The sequence below is a fragment of the Paenibacillus sp. 1182 genome (assembly GCF_017833915.1).
GTDB lineage: Bacteria > Bacillota > Bacilli > Paenibacillales > Paenibacillaceae > Paenibacillus > Paenibacillus polymyxa_D.
The window spans coordinates 1-21,184 of sequence record NZ_JAFICR010000022.1 but is presented as its reverse complement, the minus strand read 5'-3'; the positions used below and the strand labels follow the sequence as shown (position 1 = coordinate 21,184).

The 21,184-nt window shown below is 44.2% G+C and carries 12 protein-coding genes and 1 pseudogene; 11 read left to right on the top strand and 2 right to left on the bottom strand.

Annotated elements, in window-relative coordinates:
* Positions 1 to 50: 50 nt before the first annotated feature.
* A pseudogene (locus tag JOD82_RS27795) lies at positions 51 to 628 on the top strand (glycoside hydrolase family 2 TIM barrel-domain containing protein); the annotation flags it as partial.
* 122 nt (positions 629 to 750) lie between these two features.
* On the opposite strand, the gene JOD82_RS27790 reads toward JOD82_RS27795, so the two are convergent.
* Positions 751 to 1,092, bottom strand: coding sequence for a winged helix-turn-helix transcriptional regulator (locus JOD82_RS27790; RefSeq protein WP_029518466.1), 342 nt, complete (start codon positions 1,090 to 1,092; stop codon positions 751 to 753).
* 106 nt (positions 1,093 to 1,198) lie between these two features.
* Between JOD82_RS27790 and JOD82_RS27785 the strand changes: the two genes are divergently transcribed.
* The 3 genes from JOD82_RS27785 (at position 1,199) to JOD82_RS29440 (ending at position 5,760) form a co-directional block, all read left to right on the top strand.
* Positions 1,199 to 2,113, top strand: coding sequence for an arginase family protein (locus tag JOD82_RS27785; protein WP_069011336.1), 915 nt, complete (start codon positions 1,199 to 1,201; stop codon positions 2,111 to 2,113).
* Between the two features lie 913 nt (positions 2,114 to 3,026).
* Positions 3,027 to 5,420: a cellulase family glycosylhydrolase gene (locus JOD82_RS27780; RefSeq protein WP_069011337.1), complete on the top strand. Its 2,394-nt coding sequence runs from the start codon at positions 3,027 to 3,029 to the stop codon at positions 5,418 to 5,420.
* Between the two features lie 235 nt (positions 5,421 to 5,655).
* Positions 5,656 to 5,760, top strand: coding sequence for a DUF6254 family protein (locus tag JOD82_RS29440; RefSeq protein ID WP_023988604.1), 105 nt, complete (start codon positions 5,656 to 5,658; stop codon positions 5,758 to 5,760).
* Between the two features lie 459 nt (positions 5,761 to 6,219).
* On the opposite strand, the gene dapA is transcribed toward JOD82_RS29440, so the two are convergent.
* On the bottom strand, positions 6,220 to 7,101 hold the full coding sequence (gene dapA, locus JOD82_RS27775) for a 4-hydroxy-tetrahydrodipicolinate synthase (protein WP_069011338.1): 882 nt from the start codon (positions 7,099 to 7,101) through the stop codon (positions 6,220 to 6,222).
* Positions 7,102 to 7,212: 111 nt separating this feature from the next.
* On the opposite strand from dapA, the gene JOD82_RS27770 reads away from it, so the two are divergent.
* The 7 genes from JOD82_RS27770 to JOD82_RS27740 all read left to right on the top strand — a co-directional run.
* Positions 7,213 to 8,085, top strand: a complete 873-nt coding sequence (locus JOD82_RS27770; RefSeq protein WP_069011343.1) for a LysR family transcriptional regulator — start codon at positions 7,213 to 7,215, stop codon at positions 8,083 to 8,085.
* A gap of 379 nt (positions 8,086 to 8,464) precedes the next feature.
* Positions 8,465 to 9,487 carry an NADH:flavin oxidoreductase/NADH oxidase gene (locus tag JOD82_RS27765; RefSeq protein ID WP_209950338.1) on the top strand — a complete coding sequence of 341 codons (1,023 nt, stop codon included), beginning with the start codon at positions 8,465 to 8,467 and terminating at the stop codon, positions 9,485 to 9,487.
* A gap of 574 nt (positions 9,488 to 10,061) precedes the next feature.
* Positions 10,062 to 10,472 (top strand): MarR family winged helix-turn-helix transcriptional regulator, encoded by a 411-nt coding sequence (locus JOD82_RS27760; protein ID WP_069011340.1) that lies wholly within the window; start codon positions 10,062 to 10,064, stop codon positions 10,470 to 10,472.
* 73 nt (positions 10,473 to 10,545) lie between these two features.
* Entirely contained in the window at positions 10,546 to 12,309 is a 1,764-nt protein-coding gene (locus JOD82_RS27755; RefSeq protein WP_039275165.1) for an ABC transporter ATP-binding protein, read from the top strand.
* Complete coding sequence (locus JOD82_RS27750) at positions 12,302 to 14,152, top strand: ABC transporter ATP-binding protein (RefSeq protein WP_209950337.1); 1,851 nt, start codon at positions 12,302 to 12,304, stop codon at positions 14,150 to 14,152. The genes JOD82_RS27755 and JOD82_RS27750 overlap by 8 nt, the downstream gene beginning before the upstream one ends.
* A gap of 121 nt (positions 14,153 to 14,273) precedes the next feature.
* A complete protein-coding gene (locus JOD82_RS27745) occupies positions 14,274 to 14,582 on the top strand; it encodes a hypothetical protein (protein ID WP_039275163.1) in 309 nt (102 codons plus the stop codon).
* A 2,025-nt stretch (positions 14,583 to 16,607) separates the two neighbouring features.
* On the top strand, positions 16,608 to 21,184 hold a 4,577-nt coding region (locus JOD82_RS27740), incomplete at its 3' end, for a non-ribosomal peptide synthetase (protein ID WP_209950336.1).

Below are 21,184 nucleotides of genomic sequence, written 5' to 3'. Positions count from 1 at the left end.
ACATGATCGGTATTTAATACAAAATTAATAATTTAATACAATATTATTGACGCTTTTTATATTGGTGTGATGTGAAAGGCATGCTCGTCTGGTCAGAAATGACGTCGACCTTTGAGTTCAATGACCAGGCGGTTAGCCGCTTTACGAAGGAATGGCTGGAAATCGTGCCGCAGTAGTACAATCATCCAAGCATCATAACTTGGGTCCCGTTCAATGAATCGTGTGGCATATCGACCATAGAACATGATGTAAGGCAGCAGCAGTTCACGCAAACCATTTATCATCTGACGAAGACGATTGATCCGTATCGTCCGGTGGTTACCAATGACGGATGGGAGCATAGGGTCTCGGATATTTTTAACTCTTCATGATTATGTGGAAACGGGCGAAGAGTTTTTGGGGCGATATCAGGAAAAGGAAAGCATCGTAAACAACAGCATTTCCTTTATTCAGTCGAAGCTTCTATCGAACGTTTCCGTGCAATCACCGGAGCAATTAAAGCGACCCCCCTATCTCTCGGGCTATTGCTATACACAGGTAACCGATGTACAGCAGGAAGTCAATGTTGACGGAAGACCGAAAACCGAAGGTTCCGCTTGAAGTGATTCGGGAGATAAATCTGGCTTGATGCGATAATTAAGATAATAGAATTTGCAGAACGGCTGTATGCTGTCTCTTCCGTTGGAGAATAAGGAATACGGCATCTTCAGCATACTTTTCGCATATGGGCTTTTTAGTATAAAACTGGATTTAACTATTTTGGTTTTTTGTTCCCCACTCACATAACCCTTCCAAAACTGGTAATAGCGTTTCTGCTTTATCTGTGAGACTGTACTCGACTTTAGGGGGAATTTGAGGATATTCTTTACGATTTACCAGACCATCCGCTTCCAATTCTTTTAGTTGTGAACTCAATGTTTTATAAGTAATAGCCCCTATCTGTCTTTTCAGATCATTAAAGCGAACGGTTCGGTTTTCGGCTAGAAGATAAATAATAACCATTTTCCATTTACCACCAATCAATGAAACTGTATAACCAAAAGGTGTATCTTGAATATTTTTAACTTTACCTTTAAATTCAGCCATACTCATGGTAACAATATCCTTTCGGGTAGTACCTATCAAAATAGTGCGTACTACGTTTTTATTTGTGTTCAGTTTATACTAACCTTACTTTTGAAGTAAAGGAGAGAATAACATGACTAAAAAAACAATACGCCTGTTAATGCCACAATGGCAAGGGGGAAACAATCCTAATTACTCTTTTGGAGCCGAACTGCTTGCTTGGCTAGCTCCGGATAATGATCAACCCCTTATTCATGTTCCAGTTCAAGCTTATGATGGAACTCCACTTGAAAACGAAAACGGTATGAATGGGAGAACACAGCTACTTGAACAATTAGAGGCTGCTCAGCATATCATTGATGCTCATAAGCCAGATCGCATTGTAATGTTTGGTGGTGACTGCTTAGTGGAACAAGCTCCATTTGCCTATTTAAACGAACGATATGGTGGGGAATTAGGTTTAATTTGGATCGATGCTCACAGTGATTTAGTTAGATATGTAGGCTATGATAACGGACATACATTACCGCTCGGAAATCTGTTGGGAGAAGGAGATGAGGAATTCGCAAAGCATGTGAAAATCCCTCTAAAACCAGAAAATGTTTTTATCGCAGGATTAGCAACTCCTACAGAGCAAGAAATAGAAGTGATTTCAGAAGCGTTTCAAAGACTAGGTATAGCACCAACAGAACCAGATACAGAAGTGATTCAAAGACTAGGGATTAAAACTGCAGAAGCTCAAGAGTTAACAAACAGTACTGAATCTATAAAAGAGTGGATTAAAGAAAGTGGCATTAAGCATCTGGCTATTCACCTTGATTTAGATGTGCTTGACCCAAAAGCATTTCGTTCTTTATTATTCGCCAACCCTGAAGCACCTTATAATTATTCTCCTGCGGGAACAATGCAAATGCCCCAACTACTTAATCTGATTAGAGAACTATCTGAAGAAACAGATGTAGTTGGCTTAGGTATAACGGAGCATATGCCGTGGGATTCTATTAATTTAAAAAATCTGCTTGGAGAGATACCTATATTAAATAACTAAGTTCATACACGGATTATAAGAGAACAATGATCTGCTTACAGTTTGTCTGGTTCTACTCCGCTTGTACTTTTCGGAAGCTGCACATTAGGCGAATATCCCCTATAATGGATCTTAAAACTAATTACAGAAGCGTCTTATTATGTAAAAGTACGTTGAAATCGGTTACCCAATATATGAAGAAATGCCTGTTTATCCAGGATTGCCAGAAGTGAGGTTAGAGCCTAGAGAGCGTTTGGACAAAGGGGATGACTGGAATGGAGTGTGTTAAGTATAGGCTATTTTGTTCACTATGGCTTGGTTAACATCATCAGCACTGCAAGGAGAGACAACAATATATACGCATAAGAAGTCGCCATTTTGGCGGCTTTTTTGTTTTGGATAAAATTTATAGTAAGCCTTCAAAGGTGCCTATAATCTTTATAATGATGGTTTGACACTGAATTAGTGGGAAATGTGGGAAGGCGGTTCACTTGCTTCATTTGCTGAATAATTGATCATTAGCTCATAGTCTCTTTAAAAAACGTTTCTTTTAGGGAGTTACAATAACAGCTATTAAATAATTTGCATGATTCAGGCGCATTGTTATGAGTTTTTCAAATAGATTTTAAAACTTTTTATTAATCAAGGAATAGTGCTGGAGGACAAAAATATATATGCTTTAGGTCGCTTTGATGAATTTTATCTCTGGAGGACGATATAGAAAATCAATCGAAGCGAAATAAGTGATGTAACTCTAAATGAAAGCGGTTAAAGGAGGAGCCTTTATTAAGCCTTTGGGATGAAGATTTGAATAGAAAACTATGAAGGGAGGGTCGACCTAGAAAAGACAATTTAGGTAAATTAGTGAACTTCAAGATGAATAATACAGGACTAATCAAGCAGTTGTTTATTTATATGAATTGGAGGTTTTGAGATGAAAAAAACCATAACATGTTTGATTTTGTTTGGTCTGCTTATTAGTCTGTTGCCGATCAAAAATGTGAGCGCTTCCGAAAGCCTTGTTCTCACCAAATCGGCAACTGCAAGCTCCGTCGAAGATTCGAGTAAGGCGGCTGATTTTGCGATTGACGGGAATTCGCTAACTAGATGGTCTTCACAATATTCAGATCCACAGTGGATAAGTGTAGATCTCGGCAATACTACCGAAATCAATGGGGTTACGCTTAACTGGGAAGCGGCTTATGCGAAGTCCTTCCAAGTTCAAACATCAACGGATAATGATCATTGGGCTACCGTCTATTCCACTACGACTGGAGAGGGAGGAATTGAGAAGATATCTTTCGAAGCAACAAACGCAAGGTATGTAAGAATGAACGGCATCGAAAGGGCTACTGGCTACGGATATTCCCTCTGGGAATTCGAGGTGCATTCAGCCGACGAACCGGGGGATAACACACCTCCAACAGCGCCCTCCGGCCTGACTAGTTCCTCTATATCTGATACGACGGTAAGCTTAGAGTGGACGGAATCTACAGACAATGTAGGGGTTGCCGAATACGACATCTACAACGGATCAAACCTCATAGGCTCCAGTGCGTCTACGTCCTTTATCGTTACCGGCTTAACAGCTAACATGGCGTACAGCTTTTATGTGAAAGCCAGAGATGCTGCTGGGAACGCGTCGGCTGCAAGCAATGTGATTGATGTGAACACTAGCGCATCCGACACAAGTATTGTTTCAGGTGAAATTTATAAACTAACAGCACAACATAGCAGAAAAAACCTAGAGGTAGCAGGAAACTCCACTGCCGATGGAGCCAAGGTGCAGCAGTGGACGGACAGCGGCAGACCCCAGCAGAAATGGAAAGTGATCGACGTTGGCGATGGATACTATAAACTGATTGTGCAATCCAGCGGTAAAGCATTAACAGTAGCTGGAGGTTCTCTCGAAGATGGTGCTAATGTGCAGCAATGGACAGACAACGACTTATCTAATCAAAAGTGGAAGATTATTAGCGTCGGCGGCGGATATTATAAGTTGCTCGTTAAATCTAGCGGTAAAGCGCTGGATGTAATCGGGGGTTATACTAATGATGGGGCAAATGTACAGCAATGGGTGGATAACGGAAATGATCAGCAGAAATGGAAGTTTACGCTTGTCGAATCCACCGCTGATACGACAGCACCAACGGCACCAGCGAACCTGAAAAGCTTTTCCAAAACAAACACTTCGGTAAGTCTTATATGGGATGCTTCAACAGACGATGTAGGGGTTACCAGCTACGATGTGTATAATGGAACAACATTAGTCGATTCAACCGACACGACAAGTTATACGGTGACAGGACTTACCGCCAATACAACGTATAGCTTCACAGTAAAAGCCAGGGATACGGCAGGGAATGTTTCAACAACAAGCAATATCACAAATGTGACGACAAATGCTACCTCTGAGAATACAGGCTTTTATATTAACGGAACAACGCTGTACGATGCCAACGGAAATCCGTTCGTAATGAGAGGAATCAATCACGCTTATACATGGTATAAGGGTCAAGAGTCAGCAGCGATCCCTGCCATTGCGAGAACGGGAGCGAACACCATCAGAATCGTACTGTCGGATGGTCAGCAATGGACAAAAAACAATCTGTCTGAGTTACAGAATTTAATCACTTTGTCAGAGCAAAACAAATTGGTTGTTGTCCTTGAAGTACATGATGGTACAGGGTCTGATAGCGCTACTGTATTGAATAATATTGCGAATTACTGGATTGAAATGAAAGGTGCACTCATTGGAAAAGAAAGCACCGTTATCCTCAATATTGCGAACGAATGGTATGGAACATGGGATGGCGGAGGCTGGGCGCAAGGCTATAAGTCTGTTATACCCAAGCTTAGAAATGCCGGCATCAAAAACACAATCATGGTTGACGGAGCAGGATGGGGACAGTATCCGCAATCTATTTTTGACTACGGAACAGAAGTCTTTAATGCAGATCCGCTTAAAAATACGATGTTCTCTATTCATATGTATGAATATGCCGGTGGAAATGCTGCTACAGTAAAAAGCAACATGGATAATGTACTGAATAAAAACCTGGCTCTTGTGATTGGCGAATTCGGCATCAAGCATACGAGCGGTGATGTTGATGAGGCTACCATTATGAGTTACGCTGAGCAAAAGGGGGTAGGTTATCTAGCATGGTCTTGGAAAGGAAACAGCGCGGGTCTCGATTATTTGGATATGGCTACTGACTGGGAAGGAACAAGTTTTACGGAACAAGGTCGTATTATTATTGAAGGTCCCAATGGTATTAGGGCGACATCGAAATTAAGCACAGTTTATAGTGGTTCAGCCGACAAATAGCCTTCTACTGCTCCTTCCAATCTTGCGGGCGCAGTTATATGTACTAAATCCTCTTATCGGCCGATTCCACATGCAGCTACATTTCTCGCTTCCAAGAAGGCTAGTTGGCTTATCCAGATTACACCCTGAGTTATTCCAAAAATCCAGCGAATTTAGTTTTATGAATGAACAGAGCTGAGAAATGACAACTTAAGAAAGTAGTATACATCACAATTTCCAAAGGAGGATATCTGTTATGGCTCACCAGAAGAAAAGGAAAGAAGCAGCCTGGAAGTCACGAAAGCAAGAACAGCATCCCCATGGTAAAGTCAAATCGCTCAAGGAGTTGTCCAGCGAATAGGATTGAGGAGTATACTGCGTAAAAGAGAAGAGCTGTCGATGAAATTCATCGGCAGCTTCTTTTTGCAATGATTTCGCGTACACAAAGAATTCCCTTAATGCTGCAACTGGATTTACTAGCAACCATCCAGCTATTGCTTGTGAGCTTTTCAGATTGAGGGACTTGCAAAAAATGTATCTTGATGACAGACAGTTAGGGTTGGGTGGGGATCAAGCAACGCAATGATCTTTCGGACATTTTAAGCTCGATAGAAGACACGTCTTCAAACATCAAATTGCTATGTGCTACATTCATCTTCACCAATTTTAGACCAGTAACTTATAGCGTTCTAGTATAGAAGGTATCTTCTTAAATTCGTTTTTCAGAAGGGCGCCAGTTCCGGCTAAAAATTGAAGCATCTCCTGACTAGGAGATGCTTCTTCTACGTTATGATTGGGTAGTCTGAGATAAGCTGATTTATCAGGATACGATTGAATTCAGGAGACCTTGCTTCACCTGATCCGACAGTGGCATAAGTGGCAGGCGCAATTGCTCGGCGGCAATAATTTCTTGCTGGGTAAGCCACCACTTGATCGCGGCCGGGGCTGGCTCTGCAAATACATGCTGGATCAGCGGTTCCAGTAGCTTAAAACTGTCTCGCGACCCGTTCATGTCGCCAGCTGCAAAACGTTGGTACGTATCCACATACTTCTGGATATTGAGATGAGCGGATGCAAGCATACCGCCGGCAGCTCCCTGACATAGCATGGCATGGAAATAGGCATCCTCTCCGCAGAGGACAGGCTTGGTCTCGTACTGGGTCAATTTTAAGAGCAGATCAAGACCGCCCGTGCTGTCCTTGAGCCCAATTACGCCATCCAGGTCCAGCACCTTGCGTATGGTATCTATTGTCATGCGACTGCCCGTGCGAACCGGAATCTCATATACAAGCACAGGCAGGCCTACACGAGATACGACACGGAAATGCTCCAAGATCCCTTCCTGCGTCGGTCGGTTGTAATACGGAGTGACCACCATGGCTGCATCCGCTCCTAATTCAGCCGCCATTTCCGTCCGATGCACCGTTGAATAGGTATCGTTCGTTCCAGTGCCAATGACGATCGGAATGGTTTTGTTCATGCTCTTCAGAACATCCTGCGTCACCTGTACCATTTGCTTTACTTCATCCCAGGATACGGTTGGCGACTCTCCTGTCGTACCGTTAACAACCAGACCCTGAATGTCATGGCCTGCAAGATAGGTAACATACTTCCGGTACGAATCGATGTCCAACTTATAGTCACGCGTAAAAGGTGTAATCAGCGGTATGAAAATCCCATGAATATGTTGTTCGTTCATCATCACCAGTTATCCCTTCCCGTTGAATTAAATCTAATGTAACATAGGAGACAGCATCGGAGTTATCTATAATAAGCGATGATTCTAATCAAAATTTTCGATGGGGTGGCCAGAATGGATTTCATTTATCTTCAGACATTTCGGGAAGTTGCTATTCGTGAAAGCTTTACGAGAGCAGCAGAAGTGCTCGGTTACGCACAATCCAGCGTCACGACCCAGATTCAGAAGCTGGAGAAAACGTATCAAGTCAAATTGTTCGAACGCTACAGCAACAACAAGATTCGTCTTACCTCTGCCGGGGAAGAACTGTTCAAGCTTGCTGGACAAATGCTGGAGCTTTTCGAGCAATCGAAAGAAAAATTGGCCAAGCAGGGCGGCGGCTCTATGACGATCGGTACTATGGATTCCATCGCTTCGTATTTTCTGCCGCCGTTTATGCAGGCAACTCGCAAAGAATACCCTGATCTAAACATACGATTGCATACGGATCGCGAAGAGATGATTTTGCACCAGGTCAGGGAAGGGGAGGCCGATGTTGGACTGATCCTCGCGGACGATTCAAGCAATCCGGCCTTGCAGTGGATTACGATTCGAGAAGAACCGCTTGTGCTGATTGTCCATCCGAACCATCCGCTTATCGCTAAAGAGCGAATAGGCCTGGATGATCTGGTGGATGCGGAGTGGATTATGCCCGAGCATACGTGCAACTACAGACAACTGCTGGAGAGAGTGCTTCGAGCAAATGGAATCACCTATCGCGTAAGCCTAGAGCTGGGTAATCCGGAAGCGATCAAACGGAGCATCAAGACTGGAGAGGGTATATCCATTCTACCTCTAATGGCTGCGCTGGAGGAGATTGAACGGGAAGAGCTGAAGGTGTTACCCTTTGAGCATGCCGAGCTCAAGCTGGAAATTCAGCTTGTTCTTCATCCCAAGAAGTGGGTGTCCAACGCATTGAGCTTTTTTATGGAGAGCATGAGAATGTAGATTTTCCTCCACATCAAAAATTAATATACAGTACGAGCGCTTCCTAGTGGAAACCAGAAGCGCTCACAGTTTATTCAAATCATCCACGTATTTTTTTGAAAAATAAGCAATCAAAATGTGCATTAATTAATTTAAAAAGCGGGATCACTATGAAGAATAGCGTATGGCTCCGATGACTACGTGGTCAGGCAATGCCGGTTTTACGATATAGACGAAGAAGTGGCTTACTACAACAAACGAGTAAATGACGTAATCTTACTTTGAAGTTTTGAAATCATGCTTAGAGTTGACAAATGAAACAAACATGTTAGTATATATGCGTGTGCATGCATTTTGTTGTTGTATTTCCTAATATAACTCAGAGAGGAGTCTTTCTCACATGAAAGATTTATTTAGTCCCTATACAATTAAAGGTTTGGAATTGAAAAATCGCGTAGTTATGCCTCCAATGTGCCAATACTCGGTTGACAAAAAGGACGGGGTTGCCACAGATTGGCATTATATGCACTATGTTAGCCGTGCAGTAGGCGGAGCTGGTTTTATCATAATTGAAATGACAGATGTAGAGCCGGATGGTCGTATCTCCGATTTTGATCTTGGTTTATGGTCAGATGAGCAGATTCCTGCTCTCAAACGGATTGTAGATGCTTGTCATAGCTACGGTGCCAAAGTGGGAATCCAGATCGCGCATGCCGGACGCAAGGCGGAAGATGCTGAAGTTCCTGTAGCACCATCTGCTATTGCATTTGATGAAAATTCAAAACAACCTCGCGCGCTTACAACAGAAGAGGTTAAAGGCCTGGTTGAGAAATTTCGTGCTGCTGTAGCTCGCGCTGTCAAGGCTGGATTCGACAGCATTGAAATTCATGGTGCACATGGCTATTTGGTTCATCAATTTCATTCGCCGCTTACGAACAAACGGGAAGATGAATATGGTAAAGACCTTACCCTTTTTGGTCGGGAAATCATCCAGGCAGCGAAGGGTGAAATGCCAGAAGATATGCCGCTCTTGATGCGTATTTCTGCCAAAGAATACGTAGAAGGTGGATATGGTATTAAGGAAAGCATTGCTTTTGCCAAGGAATATCAAAAGGCAGGAGTAGATATGTTTGATATTTCATCTGGCGGTGAGGGACCTATAGCTGCATGGGGCAGACCAGGAACTCACGCAGCGTATCAAGTCCCCTTAGCAAAAGAGATCAAAGAAGCTTTGGATATTCCAGTGATGGCCGTTGGAAGACTAGAAGATCCAATATTGGCGAATGCAGTTATCGGAAATGAAGAGGCCGATCTGGTTGCTGTGGGTAGAGGGATGTTGAGAAATCCTTATTGGTCACTGGAAGCCGCATCAAAATTGAAAAAAGAAACTGCAATCCCTACACAGTATACTACAGGGTTCTAAGACTGAGCTCTTGCTAATCATAATTGGCCTGTCAAAGTTAAAATGGTGGTGAACCGCTAGCTATATTTGACCAGGAAAAGATTTTAAGACCGAATGCAACGATAAAAGACTTTGAAATGGAAATGGTCGATTAAGCGAAAAAAGTACGTCCTTTAGACCTTTTGTAAAGTACTCTATCAAGGTACTCTACAGAAGGTCTAATTCAATGAACTATGCGACCACAGAGAGCATGTCAGAGGAAGATACATAAGATGAGATTCGGTTTTAGCTCTTAGGTGTTGTGATATGTGGCACTATAAGATGGTTATTCATACCATGGACGTTACAATGCAATGTAGCTATCAATGTTAGAAGTGAAGGTTGGTAAAAGCCTTGCAAACCACTCCTCGAGTTTTTGGCATTTCCATTGAACTTTTTGTGTGGAAAATTTGGTGAAAATACAAGCTGGTTACGGAGGATTTTTTGTATTCCATATTTTCTCTAATTGACTTTGTAACCCAACATTATTATTATCTTATACTATAAGATTAATTATCTCATACTATAAGGTATTAGCGAGAAGGTGTTGTGACCATTGGATTATAAAGCATTAGCGACAGAACTATTCGAGTATATCGTCAAATCGCGGAAACCAGCATTAGAGGAACGAGGGCACTTCTCACGTGGCGAAATGGGGATTCTCATTTGTCTGAATTTCAATAAGGACGGGGTTACCTCTGGCCACTTGAGCGAATACTTGTCCGTCAGTACGGGACGAGTAGCAACGGCACTGAAGAGCCTTGAGAAGAAAGGACTAGTTGTACGGCGTACTGATGTCAATGACAAACGTAAGGTGATTGTATTCATTACGGATTCAGGTAAGCAATTTATGATTGATAGGCATAAGGAAGGAATCACATGGACCGAGAATGTTCTTCGAAAGTTAGACGAACAGGATGCCAAAGAACTGATCCGGCTCATTAAGCTTATTGTCTCTAGAAGCTGAATTTCTATGCAGACGCAGGAGCACCATACTTCACCAGACATCAAAGACTATCAGATAAAAGGAGAGCAACGGAATGCTAAAGATATTCAAATATCTCAAAAAAAATGAATGGATGCTCGTGCTTTGCAGCCTGGCTTTCATCGTTGTGCAGGTTTGGCTTGATCTGAAGCTACCTGATTATATGGCGGAAATTACGACCAAGCTGCAAACAGAAGGAACACCTATGTCCGAACTGCTGATTCCCGGCAGTTACATGTTGTTTTGTGCCGTCGGCAGTATGATTGCATCTATTATTGTCGGCTATTTTGCGGCAAAGGTCGCGGCAGGGCTGGCCATGCGTCTGCGTGCGATGGTCTTTGACAAGGCCTTATCTTTTTCCATGGAAGAGATGAACAACTTTTCAACAGCCAGCCTTATCACCCGCTCCACGAACGATGTTACCCAAATTCAAACGGTGGTTGCGCTGGGGCTGCAGGTGATCATCAAGGCGCCGATTCTGGCCGTGTGGGCCATTGCAAAAATTGCGGATAAAAACTGGCAGTGGACCGCCTCTACAGGAGTGGCTGTGGCTGTCCTGATCCTGATGCTGAGTGTCATTGTTATTTTCGCTCTTCCGAGTTTCCAAAAAATCCAACGTCTCACCGATAATCTGAACAGAGTAACACGTGAGCATCTGACCGGGCTTCGGGTGGTGCGCGCTTATAATGCAGATCAGTATCAGGAGGAGAAGTTCGGGCAGGCTAATGCCGAATTGACGAATACAAACCTGTTTGCGAACCGGTTAATGGCAATGGTTGGCCCGGGTATGACCTTTATTATGTCGGGTCTGAGTGTCTCGATCTATTGGGTTGGCACTTACCTGATTAACGGAGCGGCCGTGCCGGACCGCATTACGCTATTCTCTAATATGGTCGTATTCTCCTCTTATGCGGTGCAGGTGGTCATGGCCTTTATGATGGTAAGTATGATTTTCTTCCTGATGCCTCGAGCTTCGATTTCTGCCAAACGGATCATGGAGGTTTTGAATACCGAATCCAGTATCGTTAACGGGCATGAGACGACTGGAGAAGAAAGCGTTATGGGGCAAGTGGAATTCCGTAATGTCAGCTTCAAATATCCGGACGCGGAGGAGGCCGTGCTTCGCAATATTAGCTTTACGGCGAAACGAGGCGAGACGGTTGCCTTTATTGGCGCTACAGGCAGCGGCAAAACCAGCGTGATCAATCTAATTCCCCGCTTCTATGATGTGACCGAGGGAGAGGTACTCGTGGACGGTGTGAATGTCAGGAACTATAATCAGCAGGCACTCCATAACAAAATCGGATATGTTCCCCAGAGAGCTGTACTGTTCAACGGTACGGTGGTATCCAACGTTTCGTATGGTGTTAACGGAAGAGCAGGAGCTTCAGAGAAACTCGTCAAAGAAGCCGTTGGTATTGCTCAAGGAACGGAGTTTGTTGAAAAAATGGATGGTCAGTATCAGGGTAGAATTTCGCAAGGTGGAGCGAACGTGTCCGGTGGTCAAAAGCAACGGCTGTCGATTGCGCGTGCCATCTACCGACAGCCGGAAATTTATATTTTCGATGATTCCTTCTCGGCACTAGATTACAGAACAGATCGGATTCTGCGCTCCGCTCTCAAAAAAGAAACCGGCCACGCTACGACACTTATTGTTGGTCAGCGCATAGGCACTATCAAAGACGCTGACCGAATTATCGTGCTGGACCAGGGGGAGATTGTAGGGAGTGGCACGCATGAAGAGCTGATGACGAACTGCAGCACCTATCAGGAGATCGCATATTCGCAGCTTTCGAAGGAGGAACTCATACATGGATAAGAATGAACACACCGTCGACAGCCAGCAAATGAAAATGAATCAGCCAGGTCCCATGGGCAAAGGTCCCGCGGGGGGCAGGGGTGGTGGTGAAAAAGCAAATAATTTTAAAAAGACCATCAGCCAGCTTGCATCCTACAGCAAGGCCTATGTGCCTATGATTATACTCGCTATGGTACTGGCCCTGGTCGGCTCTACCCTCAACGTGATTGGCCCAGATAAGCTCAGTGATATTGCCAACCTGATTCAGGAAGGAATCGTAACCGGGATTGATGTAAGTGCTGTTCAGAAGATTATTTTTGTATTAGCGCTTTTATATGGATTTGGTCTTATTTTTAACTATTTTCAGGGCTTCATTACAGCAACCGTCTCACAGCGTCTTACAAAGAAGATGCGAACAGAGCTGTCTCGAAAAATCGATCATATGCCTTTGAAGTATTTTGACTCTACGAGTTACGGTAATGTGCTTAGCCGCGTAACAAACGATGTCGATACCATCGGACAAACGCTAAACAACAGTCTCGGCACGCTTGTTAGTGCGCTGGCTACCTTTGTGGGTGCTTTGATTATGATGCTGTATACGAACTGGATCATGACCGTTACCGGAATTGTAGCTACGCTGATCGGCTTTAGCCTGATGAGCGTGATTATGAAGCATTCACAGAAATATTTTGTAGCACAGCAAGCGGAGCTTGGCCAGATCAACGGTCATATCGAAGAAACCTATGCTGGTCATAACGTAGTCAAGGTCTATAACGGGGAACAAGCAGCCAAGGAAGTGTTTCATGGCATTAACACCCGCTTATATACAAATGCATGGAAGTCCCAGTTCATGTCTGGTCTGATGATGCCAGTCATGATGTTCATTGGAAATTTTGGTTATGTCGCGGTCTGTGTTGTGGGAGCTTTGCTGGTCAACCAACAGACTATAACCATCGGAACTATTGTCGCCTTCATGGTGTATATTCGTCTGTTTACACAGCCCTTGTCACAGCTGGCACAGGCTGCAACCAATCTGCAATCGGCGGCCGCTGCCAGTGAACGTGTATTCGAATTTTTGGGTGAAGAAGAACTGGCGGATGAAAGTGACAAGACTATGAAGCTGGATAACGCCAAAGGGGATGTTGAATTCAAACGTGTTCGTTTCGGTTATAACGAAGACCATATGATTATCAAAGACTTCTCTATGAAAGCTAAAGCTGGTCAGAAAGTCGCCATTGTCGGTCCGACAGGCGCTGGTAAGACCACGCTCGTGAATTTACTCATGCGGTTTTATGAGCTGAACGATGGAGAAATCTACATTGACGGAACCCCGATCAGCCAATTAACGCGTGAGAATATTCATGAATTATTCTGTATGGTGCTTCAGGATACCTGGCTGTTCGAAGGAACGATTCGTGACAATATCGTCTTTTCCAAAGATCATGTTACTGATGAGCAGGTAGAAGCTGCATGTAGAGCGGTGGGACTGCACAGTTTCATTAAAACACTGCCGCAGGGATATGATACAGTTCTGGATGACAAAGCCAATCTCTCTGCGGGTCAAAAGCAATTGATTACCATTGCAAGGGCGATGATTGAAGATTCACCTATGCTCATTCTGGATGAGGCCACAAGCTCGGTCGATACGCGTACGGAATTGCTGATTCAACAAGCGATGGACCAGCTGACTGTGGGGAAAACCTCCTTTGTGATTGCTCACCGACTTTCGACGATCAAGAATGCGGATCTGATTCTGGTCATGAAGGACGGTGACATTATCGAAATGGGTAACCATGAGGAATTGCTAGCAAAAGGCGGCTTCTATGCCGATCTATACAACAGTCAGTTTGAACATGCGTCCTAAAAAGTAACTGCTTGAAAGTATAATGAATATCCATATAGTTCCAACTTAATTAACATCATCATGTGGACATTATAAGGTATAAGAGTCAGAATTTCTTAATCATAATTGTGGAGGCAGATCAATGAACCAGCGTTTTCGAATCACCCGTTCCATGCAGGAAAATCCTGTGGAGCAATCCATTTCCCTGGAGGAGTGCAAAGATTACTTTGCATCCCAGCCAGACTTTTCGTATTCACGGGAGCTTATCATACAAGGTGCTGAGAGCACCATGTCGATCGAGGGAGATTTTTTCATGTGGAAGTATGCTGACGTAGAAATACCTTTTCGTCATTACATGGGGGATGTGTACGTGGCTATTTCCAATGAGGCTGTCGTGCCTAAGATGATTGAAATTGCAACAGATTTACAAGCAGATGTAGTGGATGGGTGAAGAACGATTCTTATTGCAGCAAAGTAGGCGTAGAAGCCAAGCTCTGATTATCCGGTTCAGTTCTCGCACCAGTTTGAATCGGTTAATGTGGACAGCCGCGGGAATCCCTTGTCATCTAAAAGACGTGATATACGATTGTTTGTCTGGATATCTGGTGAGTGGTTGCAAAGGATTTGTTCCATGTCTGATCACAGGGCAGAAGCTCAATCGGTTGTGATGCGCTCGGCAACAAAAACGATTCGATTCGTACACAGTATACATCACACAACAAATGTTTCTGGTACGTTCGCTGTGGCAGTATTCACTTCATTCTTAAGGGTCAAGTCGCCAAAACATAAAAATAGCAAGTCTCTTGCAACATGGAGACTTGCTATTTTTATGTTTCCGGTTCATTGAATTTTGCGAAAAAAATAGTTCCATAGTTATGATTTTTCTAAAAATTTATACTTTTAAAGGAAGATCAAAACGTTTCTATTAAATAAAAAGCAAAGTTTCTAGCTAAAATTAGAGAAAAATTTAATCTGAACTGAAATTTCAGAAGAAAATTAAAGAAAATTTTGCATGTGAATTAGTTCAAAAGAGCTATGAAAAGTCACTATCTATTTAAAAAATGAAGAGTTATTAATTTTGAATCACTTCAGCTTGATGTGAATAAATTCCATTATATAGGTGATTAAAGAATATTGCTGAAAAAGTTGAAATTTGTCGGATGATGTCAGAATTGATTTGTTACATTTGTGTTAATGATGTGTAACGTAAAATTTGTTTTGATACAAGGGTTTTGGACTTTTTTGCAAGTCTACGTCATTTTGATTTTATCAATTTATAAAATCAAAAATTTTGTCTTAAATCACGTTAACGGGTCATGATCGGTATTCAATTTAATAAAAAAAGTGAAATTATTGTATTTGAAGATATAAAAATAATAGAATAATATGGGTTATTTATGGATTTCATGAAATCTATCAATTTGGAACTTTTGTCCCATGCTAATCGGTTTTAAAGTTTGTATATTTAAAATAGCTAGAAAGTATTGGGAGGAAAAAAGGGATATAAGGATTTATTGTGAAATTTTGGGCAATAAGAGGATTTGAGAAATTTATATGGCGACTCCGATCATGTCTTAGTTTTTAAAAATCGTGATCTATCTGACTGAGAAGATCCAGTTATTTTCGCCCGATATGAGGACTTTGCTTAATGGCTTGCAGAACATAGAAGTTGTTCAACAGAAGCTCCATGGACATCAAGCAGGACAACATGCCCTCACTGCTTCCCGAAATGGCTTCATAAGTACATAAGCTGTTCTCTTTTTTAGACAATGTATGGGGGCACTGATTGTAATTGAAACAGCATGGCAGTTGTATAGGCCAAACTGTAAGATTCCCTGTCCATAGCATCATATCCAGTAAATCCGTCCCACATCTCCCGTATTGCAAAAGACAACTTCATTATTTTTAAGGTATGTGAAACGTATCCTTAGCAGCCTGGGAACCCCGTTGGCCCGTCCGATGACCATCATTTTTCATCCATGTACAAAATCAGGAAGTCATAAGCGCAGTCGTGAATCACGCTCCTAACCACGCTGCAGCAGCTCATGTATCTCACAGCATCGATACCCTCCAGCCAAGATTCGACAGCACACATCATGATACACTACGTTGTTAATATTGTGGCAACCATTCTACAACCCACCACCAAGATGCACTCTCAGCATAATTCAAAAATATTCTCATTCCATGCACATTTTCATACATCCAGAGTCAGAGTTATTTGCTATGTCCGCACAACTAAAAAAGCTTGCACTGCGAAAGTGTGAGCGATGAAAAGAAGATGCGCTTGTTTCGATTCAAATTCAGCTCTTTGAAGGCACCCATATCTCAATGGTATATCAGGAGTGATCGCTTTTGCCGACTACCATTGGCAATTTAATGCCGGAGAAAAGACACGCATGACTAGTTCCTTGACAAGGGCGGTCATTTATGAGGAGTTACTTTACCTCTATCTATTTCGCGAGGAGAGATACGTATGACTCAGCACAATGTTCAACTGTTTGCATTAAGCCAACCACAGCAACGTATTTGGTACACGGAGCTTGTGTATCCCAATCGCAACACGTCCACGATTATTACCACTGTTAAAATCAAGGGAACGGTTCGAATAAATGCATTGCAGCAGGCAATGAACCGGGTGATTGCACAAAACGATTCTTTTCGTATCAAAATCACGGCTCGGGATGGCATCCCCTATCAATATGTGGAACCGTTTGCTGCTCAAAGCATAGAAACGCTTCAGGTTACCCCGGAGGAAGCTGAGCTATGGGTCAGCCATCACAACGCACAGCCGTTCCCCTTACTGGATTCGCAGCTGTATCGGTTTACTATTTTGCAGCTGGGGGCAGAAGACACCTGGTTTAGTTTCAAGATGCATCATATTATTTCGGATGGCGTTACCATGGAGCAGGCCATTAATGAAATTACGGGGAATTATATGAATATTGTGCATGGTACAGGTTCAGATGCGCCGGCCCCAGCGAACTCATATCTCGATTTTATTCAGACGGAGCAAAGCTATGAGCAATCGGACCGCTATCAAAAGGATAAGATGTACTGGACGGAGAAATTTTCCAATTTGCCGGAGGTTACAGGTTTAAAATCGTATAATCCGCTCACAGTAAGCACGGCTGCACGCCGGGAGACCTATACACTGGAGCACGAATTATATCGTGGTGTCACGGCTTTTTGCGAGGCGCATAACATCAGTATTTTTACATTTTTCCTGGCTGCTCTGTATATTTATTTACATAAAACGACAGGTGAACAAGATTTAACGGTTGGTACATTGTATGCTAACCGTACGTTGAAGAAGGAAAAAAATACAATGGGCATGTTCGTCAGCACTGTGGCTACACGTTTGCAAGTTGAGCCGGAATCCGAGCTGCTTACTTTCCTACAGGGTGTTGGCAAGGAGCAGTCGTCCATTTTGCGGCATCAGCGTTATCCGTATAACAAAATCATACAGGATTTGCGTGAACAACAAAGCGGCACGGATATTGGCCGCCTGTTTGGCGTTACCATTCAGTACCGTACGCTGAGCTTCTATCGTTTTGATGAAGCTGTTCAGCAGGTGCATACCGATTTCTGCGGAGATACAGTGAGTGACTTTGATATTGCCATGATTGATATGCTGGATGACGATAAACTTGTATTGCAACTGGATTATCGGACCGAGCTGTTCAGCGAGCAGGAAATCGCTCGAATTATTCGTCAATTCTTGAGTGTGGTAGAGCATATGGTGAAAGGGCCACAGCAGCGGATTCAGGAGTTGTCACTGATGAGTGACAAAGAGCGGGCACAAATTATGAATGTATTTAATGCGACCACAGTTCCCTTTCCAGACGATGTGGGGATTCATGAGTTATTCGAGAAACAGGCAGAATGTACACCAGATCAGACAGCGGTTATGTTTGGAAGTCAGAGTCTGACTTATCGGGAACTGAATGAACGGTCGAACTCATTGGCACGAATGCTTCAAGCACAGGGAGTAGGACCTGACAAGCTGGTCGGCCTGATGATGCAGCGCTCCGTGGAAATGATCGTAGGCCTGCTGGCTGTTCTAAAAGCAGGCGGTGCTTATGTGCCGATCGATCCTGAATTTCCGTCATCTCGTATTCAATACATGCTTGAAGACAGCAAGGCTGCAGTGCTTCTGACCAGTCGTGATCTGTTGGAAGAGCATCATTGCAATGCCAATGCAATATTTCTTGAGGATGCAGCATTGTATCAGGGAGAAAGCAACAACCTGGAGACGATTGCTCGCCCAGAGCATTTGGCTTACGTCATCTATACCTCTGGATCGACCGGAAATCCAAAAGGAGTTATGCTCCAGCATCGTTCGGTACTGAACTTTATTACCGGGATGCATGAAATCATTGACTTTGAAGCTGGCAAAACCATTTTGTCACTCACGACCATTTCATTCGATATTTTCGTCTTGGAAACCATCTTGCCACTGTTGGCTGGAATGACGGTTGTGCTTGGCGACCATCAGCATCAGGTGGACCCTCAGGCGCTGGGTGAGTTGATTGCTCATCATTCTATAGACATGTTGCAAATGACACCATCCCGGCTACAGATGCTGCTGGATCATGAAGCTGGTTCCCACGCGCTGCGAGGCGTGAAGGAAATCATGGTGGGTGGTGAAGCCCTTCCGTTCAAGCTGCTCGCAGCACTGCAAGAAATAAATGGTCCCCGTATTTATAACATGTACGGACCTACAGAAACGACGGTTTGGTCGACCGTACAGGAACTGACTCATGCTCAAGAAATTAATATAGGACGTCCGATCGCGAATACCCAAATCTATATCATGAATGCGAGCTGGGAATTGCAGCCAGTCGGTATGCCGGGCGAGTTGTGTATTGCGGGGGAAGGATTGGCCCGTGGGTATTGGAATCTCGAAGATCTGACGGCAGAGAAATTTGTGGAAAATCCGTTTGCCGGAGGCAAAGAGGGCTATGAACGGATGTACCGTACAGGCGATTTGGCGAGATGGACACTGGATGGCAATATTGAATATTTGGGACGTATGGATCACCAGGTTAAAATCCGTGGCTACCGGATCGAACTGGGCGAGATCGAATCGCAGCTATTGCAGGTGGAGTCGGTACGAGAAGCGGCTGTCGTGGCCCGTGCGGACGAAACAACGGGTCAAAAACAAATGGTGGCGTTCTATGTGGCCAGTCAAGAAATGGAAGCCAGTGAACTGAGAAGTGAGCTGGGGCGGGAGCTACCAAGCTATATGGTGCCGTCGTATTTCATTCAGTTAGAGCAGATGCCGTTGACACCGAACGGTAAAATCGACCGCAAGTCCCTGCCAGCACCGGAAGGCAGTCAGCAAAGCGGAGCGGATTATGAAGCGCCCCATACCGCGCCGGAACGGGCACTCGTGGCGATCTGGCAGTCTGCCTTGGGCGTGCCAACTGTAGGTATTTTGGACAATTTCTTTGATCTGGGCGGCGATTCCATCAAGGCGATTCAAATCGTATCCCGTGCGTTCCAGGCAGGCTACAAGCTGGATATGAAGGATCTGCTTCGCTGTCCAACCATCGCAGCATTGGCACCGTTTATGGTAAGTCGTATGGCAGATCAGGGAGAAGTGAGCGGGGAAACGGCATTGCTTCCGATCCATCATTGGTTCTTTGAACAGGAGCATGTAGACGCGCATCACTTTAATCAGGCGGTTATGCTGCACCGGGAGCAGGGCTTTGACGAAGCTGCTTTGCATCAGGCGCTAATCCAGTTGACCGAGCATCACGATGCACTACGGATGGTATTCAGGAAGACCGAGCAAGGCTACCAAGCGTGGAACCGCGGAGTACAGGAAGGCGAGCTGTATCATCTGGACGTGCTAGACTTTAGGGCTTTGACGGATGAAGCCATTCTGAGCGCGACGATTGAGGCGAAAGCAACTGAAATTCAAAACAAAATGAATCTATCCGAAGGACCGCTGGTAAAGCTGGGTCTGTTCCGTTGCAACGATGGAGACCATTTGCTGGTGGCGATCCACCATTTGGTGGTTGATGATGTGTCTTGGCGTATTTTGCTGGAGGATTTGGCAACCGGCTATGAGCAGGCTTTACGGGGCGAGTCTGTCCGGTTGCCGAATAAGACGGATTCCTTCCGTCTGTGGGCAGACCAGCTATCCGCTTATGTGAGCAGTGCAGCGTTGGAGAAGGAGCGTGCGTATTGGGAGCAAATTGAGCAAGTAGGGAAGAGCCAGGCATCCTTGCCAAAAGATTACACTCGTAAATCTCAGGCCAAGCCACAGCTTCGCGATGATCGAACACTGACCGTAGCGTGGACGGTCGAAGAAACGGAACAATTCTTGAAACAAGCTCATCGGGCCTACAATACGGAAGCGAACGACCTCTTACTGACAGCTCTGGGCACTGCGATTTATGAGTGGGCAGGCATCCGTCAGGTACTTGTAAATCTGGAGGGTCACGGACGGGAAGCGATTTTGCCGGATATGGATATTACGCGCACGGTCGGTTGGTTTACCAGCCAATTCCCGGTTGTACTTGATATGGACGAGGACCGGAATGTAGGACGGCGTGTCAAGAACGTCAAAGAAGGGCTGCGCCGTTTGCCGCATAAAGGGATTGGATACGGGATTTTGAGATATCTTGCTAGCGGTGAAGGAGAAGCAGCTTTTGTTGCCGAGCCAGAAATCAGCTTTAACTATCTCGGACAATTCGATCAGGATTTAAAGAATAATGCGTTCCGCATGTCTCCTTATTCCATCGGAGCTTCCATGAGTGACACGTTGACCAAGCGGTATGCTCTGGATATCAACGGCATGATCACGGACGGTGCACTGGAACTGACGATCAGCTACAGCAACAAAATGTTTATGAAAAAATCAATCAAAAAGCTGGCTGATCTGTTGCAGGAGGGCTTACGTGAGATATTGGCTCACTGTGTGGGTAAAGAGTTGCCGGAGCTGACACCAAGCGACTTGTCCTTCCAAGGACTGACGGCTGGAGAGCTGGATCATATTGTAGAGCAGACGGCTAATGCGGGAGAACTGGAAAACATTTATTC

What these genes read in the sequence shown, in the direction of transcription:
- JOD82_RS27790 (WP_029518466.1), bottom strand. Translation starts at nt 1,092, where the DNA reads ATGAGTATGGCTGAATTTAAAGGTAAAGTTAAAAATATTCAAGATACA.
- JOD82_RS27785 (WP_069011336.1), top strand. Translation starts at nt 1,199, where the DNA reads ATGACTAAAAAAACAATACGCCTGTTAATGCCACAATGGCAAGGGGGA.
- JOD82_RS27780 (WP_069011337.1), top strand. Translation starts at nt 3,027, where the DNA reads ATGAAAAAAACCATAACATGTTTGATTTTGTTTGGTCTGCTTATTAGT.
- JOD82_RS29440 (WP_023988604.1), top strand. Translation starts at nt 5,656, where the DNA reads ATGGCTCACCAGAAGAAAAGGAAAGAAGCAGCCTGGAAGTCACGAAAG.
- dapA (WP_069011338.1), bottom strand. Translation starts at nt 7,101, where the DNA reads ATGATGAACGAACAACATATTCATGGGATTTTCATACCGCTGATTACA.
- JOD82_RS27770 (WP_069011343.1), top strand. Translation starts at nt 7,213, where the DNA reads ATGGATTTCATTTATCTTCAGACATTTCGGGAAGTTGCTATTCGTGAA.
- JOD82_RS27765 (WP_209950338.1), top strand. Translation starts at nt 8,465, where the DNA reads ATGAAAGATTTATTTAGTCCCTATACAATTAAAGGTTTGGAATTGAAA.
- JOD82_RS27755 (WP_039275165.1), top strand. Translation starts at nt 10,546, where the DNA reads ATGCTAAAGATATTCAAATATCTCAAAAAAAATGAATGGATGCTCGTG.
- JOD82_RS27750 (WP_209950337.1), top strand. Translation starts at nt 12,302, where the DNA reads ATGGATAAGAATGAACACACCGTCGACAGCCAGCAAATGAAAATGAAT.
- JOD82_RS27745 (WP_039275163.1), top strand. Translation starts at nt 14,274, where the DNA reads ATGAACCAGCGTTTTCGAATCACCCGTTCCATGCAGGAAAATCCTGTG.